The 1,340-nt window shown below is 77.0% G+C and carries 2 protein-coding genes; both read left to right on the forward strand.

Annotated features, from left to right (window positions below; translation table 11 throughout):
• The coding region (locus GA0115240_RS17130; protein ID WP_202451455.1) for a 4'-phosphopantetheinyl transferase family protein at window positions 1-532 on the forward strand (532 nt) is incomplete at its 5' end.
• A partial coding sequence (locus GA0115240_RS17135; protein WP_176725099.1) for a hypothetical protein occupies window positions 526-1,340 on the forward strand: 815 nt, incomplete at its 3' end. The genes GA0115240_RS17130 and GA0115240_RS17135, both read left to right, overlap by 7 nt.

Here is a 1,340-nt window from a genome sequence, read left to right on the forward strand (position 1 = left end):
CGACCTGGCGGCCGTCTCGGGCCGCCCGCTGTGGCGCCAGCGCGAGACGCTGGCCGGCCGCGGCCTGCTCCGGGCCCTGCTCGCGGAACTGCTTCCCTGGGCCGCCGCCGCGCCGATCGTGCGGGACGGCGCGGGCCGCCCGGCCCTGGCCGGACTGCCCGAGGTCGGCATCAGCCTGTCCCACGACGGCGGGACGGTCGCCGCCGCCGTCGCGCCCGGCCGCCGCGTCGGCGTGGACGTCCAACTGCCCCCCGACGAGGTCAGCGACGGGATGCTGCGCCGCTGCCTGCACGAGCGGGCCGGCCAGGTGGCGGCACTGCCGCCCGCGGCCCGCCTGCACGAGTTCGCCTGGATCTGGTCGGTCCAGGAGGCCTGCGTCAAGGCCGAGGGCACCGGCATCGCCGGCCGGCCCTGGGCCATCGACGTGCCGGTACGGCCTCGGCACGGGCGCTGGCGGGACCTGACCTGGATGTCCCTGCGTGACCGTACGTCAACCCCTGTGAGCTGCGCGTTTGGAGACCTGCTGTGCTGAATGGCGAACTGAGCTGCTACACCGCCAATCTGATCGGCCATCTGGCGCGCGCCGACCCCGGCGCCGACGCCCGTTTCGCCGGGAGCGTCGAGCTGTCGGTGCGCGAGGACGGCCCCGACGGCGTGCTGGCCTTCCGGCACTACGGCCGGATCGCCCCCGACCTCGGCTACCGCTCGGCCCGGGGCTGGGACGAGGCGGGCCGGGCGCTGCGCGCCGAGTTCGGCCGGCGCGGCGACGTGCTCGTCGTCGCCAACAGCCGCCATCTGCCGTGGAGCGTGCACCGGGACCGGCGGGACGTCCCGCACTGGGTGCGGCTGGCCGGGCGGGACGGCGACCGCTGGCTGGTCGTCGACGACTTCGAGGCCCTGCTGCCCGAGGGCGCCCAGGCACCGTACCGGGGCTGGGTGGACGAGGAGGGCCTGCGCTCCCTGGCAGCGCCGCTGCCGGATCTTCCGGCCGTGCTGCGGCAGCGCGACCTGTACGCGCTGGGCGGCGGACCCGCCTTCGTGCCCGACGTGGGAACCTACCGCTGGCTGGAGCACGGCGCCGGCCGCTACCGTCCCGACGACAGCCACTGGGTGCTCGATACGCGGGCCGCCCTGGCCTACGTGCGGGACCGGTTCGCCGCCGATGTCGAGGCGATGCGCGCGCACGCCGACGACTTGTGGGCGGCCGCCCGGCACCACTGCTTCCGCGCCGCCCACGGCACGCCGGACCCGTCCGCCGCGGCCGCCTGGGGCGAACTCGCCCGGGCGCTGCGCTTCGCGGTGCAGTCCGCCGACCGCGGCCGACCCCGTCCGGCGCTGGT

The sequence above is a fragment of the Streptomyces sp. DvalAA-14 genome, assembly GCF_900091855.1.
Classification (GTDB): Bacteria; Actinomycetota; Actinomycetes; order Streptomycetales; family Streptomycetaceae; genus Actinacidiphila.